We start from the raw sequence: 5,351 nt of genomic DNA on the forward strand, positions 1-5,351 counted from the left end.
TGTCCGAATGCCGGCGTCGCCGGCGGGTGCGCGCAGGCCGGCCGGCCAGGACAGGATGAACGGCACCCGCACCCCGCCGGCGTAGGTCTGGCCCTTGTACAGCCGGAACGGCGTGTTGGAGGCCATCCCCCAGCCGCGCGGGTAGTGCACCAGGCTGCGCGGGCCGCCGATGAGGTCGGGGTCGCGCTCGACGTCGGGGTCCCAGTCGGCGGGCAGGTCCGGATGCTGGACGAAACGCTTGAAGTAGCTGCGGGTGCCCTCCGCGCCGCCCTCGCCCGTGCCTCCGTTGTCGGAGGTGAAGATGACGATCGTGTTGTCCAGGTCGCCGAGCGCGGCGAGGGTGTCCAGCAGCCGTCCGAGATTCTGGTCGATGTTGTCGACCATGGCGGCGTAGACCTCCATGTACCGGGCGTACAGCCGCTGCTGTTCCGGGGTGAGCTCCGCCCAGGGGCCCACCTCGTGTCCGGCCTCGAAGTTGCGCCGCGGCAGCCGGGTGTCGGCGGGGAAGATGCCGGCCGCGCGCTGCCGGTCGAAACGGGCCTCCCGCAGCGCGTCCCAGCCGCCGTCGTAGCGGCCCCGGTAACGCTGGACGTCCTCGGGCTTGGCCTGCAACGGACCGTGCACGGCGTTGTGCGCGACGTAGAGGAAGAACGGCTTGTCGGCGTCGTGCGCCCGCAGCGACGTCACCATCGAGATCGCCTGGTCGGTGATGTCGTCGGTGTAGTAGTAGCCGTCGGGCAGCTCGTCGATGTCCAGCGGGCTGTTGTCCCGTACCAGCTGGTGCGGGTGGAACAGGCTGGTGAGCCCTTCCAGCACGCCGTAGTACTGGTCGAAGCCCTTCCGCAGCGGCCAGTTGCGCCGGTCGTCGGCCGCGTTGGACGCCGAGTCGCGCGCCAGGTGCCACTTGCCGACCGCGTAGGTGGCGTATCCGGCGTCGTGCAGCAGCTCGGCCAGGGTGGGGATGTCGTCGGCGATCTCCATCCCGTAGCCGGGGAATCCGGGGTCGGCGTTGGCCACCATGGCGTATCCGACGCGGTGCGGGTTCAGGCCGGTCAGCAGGGCTGCCCTGGCCGGCGAGCACAGCGGCATGGTGTGGTAGTTGGTCAGCCGCACACCCTGTGCGGCGAGCCGGTCCAGGGCCGGCGTGGCGATCTCGGCGCCGAACGGGCCGATGTCGCTGTACCCCATGTCGTCGACGAGCACCACGACGATGTTGGGTGCGCGCCCGTCCGGGCGGACGCGGGACGGCCACGCCGGCTCCGACTCGCCGAAGGTGCGCCCGATCCGGCCGCCGAACCCGGCGTACGGGTCGCGCCGCGTGCCGGCGGGAGCGGGACGCGGGACGGGCCGGGGCCCGGTTCCGGGCTCGGGCTCGCGGGACGTCGACATGTGCTTGTTCCCTGCCTTGTCGCTGCTCGGATCGGGCCTGTCACTACTTGGAGCAGGCTTGTCACTGCTCGGATCGGGTGTCCTCGTTCGGTCTTCGCGGAGGTCCCGCCTGTCTCACCGGCCGGATGCCTCCGGCGCCGGGCGGAAGCGCGCGGTGAAGACGTGGGTGCGGTCCAGCAGGCTGCCGGGCCGGCGGCCGTGGCCCCAGCCGAGCCAGCGCCGGTACTCCCCGAACCGGTCGTGGGCTTCGAGGAACGCCTCGTCCCGCAGCGGTGACCCGGCCGGCGCCGGGCCCGCCAGCGGAGCCACGAACAGCGCGTCGGCCGGGCAGTAGGCCTCGCACATGAAACAGGTCTGGCATGCGGACTGCCGGGCTATCACCGGATGGCCGCCGTCGACCGCGTCGAAGACGTTGGTGGGGCACACCTCGACACAGATGTCGCAGTCGACGCACCTGCTGTCGCTGACCACCTCGATCACAGGACCGGCACCTCCTCGGGACGGCGAACGCCGGGAACGGCGCCGGGAACAGGGACAGCGGCGGCACTTCCGGCGACGGTGGTTCCGGCGACGATGCTCTCGGCGGCCGTCCACACCTGGTCGAGGCCGCCGACGCGGATGCGGTGGGCCAGGGCCGGGTCGGTCCCTGGCCGGTCCAGGCGGACCTGCAGCCCGCGGCTTTCCGGCCGGGACAGCGCGCCGCGGTACATCCACCGGGCGTGCGCGAGCATCGCCGCGGCCTCCCGGGTGGGGGTGATGCTGTGGGCGTCGCCGTCCGGTGCGAGCCCGTTGACGACGGCCGACCACAGTGAGTCGAGAACGGCCAGCGACTCGCGCAGGTCCGCCGCCGTCCTGAACCTGTTGTGCCGCAGCGGCAGCACCCGCTCCTGGACGGCGGCCACCACCTCCTCGTGCCGCAGGTCGCCGCGGCCCGCCCGGGCGCGCAGCCCCGCGCCGCCGGCGGGGGTGAGGGGCGCCGACGGCCAGCCGGCCGGGCGCCGTGCGGCGAACCGGGCCGCCGCCGCGCCGGCCCAGCCGCCGGAGGAGATCGCCCAGGAGCCGTTGTGGCTGCCGCCGCCGCTGATCGCGCCGGTGACGAGCTCGCGGGACGCGGCGTCGCCGGCCGCGAACAGCCCGGGGACGGTGGTCGCGCATCCGTCGTCGACCACGCGCAGCCCGCCCGTCCCGCGCACGGTGCCCTCCATGACGAAACGGACGGGGAAGCGCTGGGTGAACGGGTCGATGCCCAGCTTGTCGAACGGCAGGAAGAAGTTCGGCTGCGACCAGCGCATCGCCTCCCGAAGGTGCGGCGCCGCCCGCTCGAGCCGGGCGTGCACCTGGGTGCGCAGCGCCGCCCGCTGTACGTCGAGCAGCCCACCGGGGAACGCGGCGGTGGCCAGCTCGGCGCCGTCGGCGTCGGTGAACACGGCGAACTGGTACATCAGGCCCTTGGTCTGCGCGCCGAAGGCGGGCGCGGTGCCGTACTGGCAGGAGAACTCCATCCCGGACAGTTCGGCGCCGAGCTCCGCGGCCATCAGCGCGCCGTCGCCGGTGTCCACGTTCAGCCCCAGCGCACCGGACCGGAAGGCGCAGCCCCCGGTCGCCAGGACCACGGCGCCGGCCCGCACCCGCCAGGGCTCGCCGCCCCGCTGGCGGTGGACGCCGGCGGCGCCGGTGACGACACCGTCGGGGTCGGCCAGCAGCTCAAGGGCGGGTGACTGGTCGAGGATGACGACGCCGGCGCGCCGGACCTGGCGGCGCATCAGCCGCATGTACTGCGGGCCCTGCAGGCTGCCGCGTTGCGGGGTGCCGTCGTCGGCCACCGGGAACGGATAGCCCCAGTCCGTCAGCTGCTCGACCGCCCGCCACGTCCGGTCGAGGACGCGTGCCATCCAGCGTCGGTCGGTGAGATGGCCGCCGGCGGTCTCCCGGGCGGCGATGGCCTCCGACCGGGCGCTCCCACCCGGCGGCAGGTACCACAGGTTGTTACCGGCGGCCGCCGTCGAGCCGCTGGTGCCGCAGTAGCCCTTGTCGGCGAGCGTCACCCGCTGGCCGCGGCCTGCCGCCGCCAGCGCCGCCCACGTCCCGGCCGGGCCTCCGCCGAGCACGAGGACGTCGGTCTCGGCGGGGGCCGCGACCAGCCGCGGACGGCGTCTCGACGCGGCGCTCACCGTGGGCCGCCGACGCCGGCCTGGCCGGCACATGTCGAGGACACGTCGCGGTGTCGGTGTGGCTGGCGGGGCTGGTCACTCATCAGGATCCCTGTTCTCGGTTCTCGGTTCTCGGCAGCCGGCCGAATCATGATCGGGACGGGTGGGTCTCCGGGCACCAGCCGGGCCGAAAATTTCCGCGATTTCGCCAGCCATCCGCGGACCGATATCACCATCGATATGTTTTACGACCCGAAAAATGATTTCCGTCACCACTGTCAGTGACAGACGGAATCGCGTCCGAACGACTGTTGAATGCTTCCGGAAAATACCACGAAAATGCCAGTTCTGATCAACCTAAATTCGACCAGAATTGACACGGTCCACTGACGACACGGACATGGTCCACCACCCGCCGGACCGACAGCCTGTTCCCCGACATGTTGGCGACTATGTCGGCAGGAATGGCCGGCTGTCAACCCACCCACGGGAGCGGCCGACACGGCGCGAAGGCGGAGCGATCATGATCGCTCCGGATCCCGGGCCCCGCCGCCTTCCTGGGTGGAGCGGCATCCACTCATCGTGTCCGCATCGTCCACCGGCGCGGACGGCCCCGCCGAATTATTTTCACCGGACCGCTAAATATTGACCCGTTCCGCGGCGGACACGAGCATGGCGACACGGGCCGACGAGGAAACCGTCGGGGCCGGCCGCCGGAACGCTTCTCCCCGCCGGCCGGGAGGAGAACCGGCAGGAAAACCGAAGGACTGAAGGACCGAAGGCGGCGCGGCCATGTTTCCTCCGCGGCCTCTCCCGTGGTTCCCTCCGCGCCGTCGGACACTCACGTTCCCGGACCGCCAAGGAGCGACATGGCCGCCGTCAGCACGGATCTCGACATCCGCAGGGTAACCGGACGGATCGGCGCCGAAATCGTCGGCGTGGACCTTCGTGACGCGCTCGGCGACGACACCGTCATCGCGTCGGTCCGGGCCGCGCTCGTCGAGCACAAGGCACTGTTCTTCCGCGGGCAGGAAATCGACGACGCCGGGCAGCAGCGTTTCGCCGCCCGTTTCGGCGCGCTCACCACGGCGCACCCCACCGTCCCGTCCCTGGCCGGCAGCCCGAACGTGCTGCGGGTGGACTCGGCCGAGGGGCGGGCCAACAACTGGCACACCGACGTCACGTTCGTCGTGTCCCCGCCGGCCGCGAGCACCCTGCGCGCCGTCGTGATCCCCCCGGCCGGCGGGGACACCCTCATCGCCAACTCCGTGACCGCCTACCAGGACCTCCCGGGCGACCTGCGCGAACTGGCCGACCGGATCTGGGCGGAGCACACCAACGACTACGACTACGCGATCCCGCCGGCCGAGACGGCGCGGACGAAGGAGTACCGCGAGATCTTCGTCTCCCGGAAGTACCGGACCGCCCACCCGGTGGTCCGCGTCCATCCCGAGACGGGTGAGCGGGGCCTGTTCATCGGCGGGTTCGCGCAGCGCGTCGTCGGGCTGTCCGTGACCGAGTCACGTGACATCCTCCGCCTGCTGCAGACCTACGTCACCCGGCCGGAGAACACCGTCCGGTGGCGCTGGGCCCCCGGTGACCTGGTCTTCTTCGACAACCGCAGCACCCAGCACTACGGCGTGGACGACTACGGCGACCTGCCGCGGCTGCTGCACCGGGTCACCGTCGCCGGCGACGTACCGGTCGGGGTGGACGGCCGGCGCAGCTACGCCGTCGAGGGGGACGACGCCTCCCACTACACCCCGCTCGCCGCATAGCCACCCCGTCCACACACACGGCCCGGGCCGCCGG

4 protein-coding genes are annotated in these 5,351 nt (G+C 72.1%); 1 reads left to right on the forward strand and 3 read right to left on the reverse strand.

What is annotated here, in order from left to right; translation table 11 throughout:
* From AC5LUJ_RS17605 to AC5LUJ_RS17615, 3 genes are all read right to left on the reverse strand, one after another.
* Positions 1-1,389, reverse strand: a 1,389-nt coding sequence (locus AC5LUJ_RS17605) for a sulfatase-like hydrolase/transferase (protein ID WP_493465314.1), incomplete at its 3' end; no start/stop codon positions are given.
* A 114-nt stretch (positions 1,390-1,503) separates the two neighbouring features.
* A complete protein-coding gene (locus tag AC5LUJ_RS17610) occupies positions 1,504-1,869 on the reverse strand; it encodes a 4Fe-4S dicluster domain-containing protein (RefSeq protein WP_250286097.1) in 366 nt (121 codons plus the stop codon).
* The gene (locus AC5LUJ_RS17615) at positions 1,866-3,560 is read right to left on the reverse strand and encodes an FAD-dependent oxidoreductase (protein WP_493465315.1); all 1,695 of its coding nucleotides are present in this window, start codon (positions 3,558-3,560) and stop codon (positions 1,866-1,868) included. The genes AC5LUJ_RS17610 and AC5LUJ_RS17615 overlap by 4 nt, the downstream gene beginning before the upstream one ends.
* An 848-nt stretch (positions 3,561-4,408) precedes the next feature.
* Between AC5LUJ_RS17615 and AC5LUJ_RS17620 the strand changes: the two genes are divergently transcribed.
* Positions 4,409-5,317 (forward strand): TauD/TfdA dioxygenase family protein, encoded by a 909-nt coding sequence (locus tag AC5LUJ_RS17620; protein ID WP_250286117.1) that lies wholly within the window; start codon positions 4,409-4,411, stop codon positions 5,315-5,317.
* Positions 5,318-5,351: the final 34 nt, after the last annotated feature.

Source organism: Protofrankia sp. CiP1_Cm_nod3 (assembly GCF_982290655.1).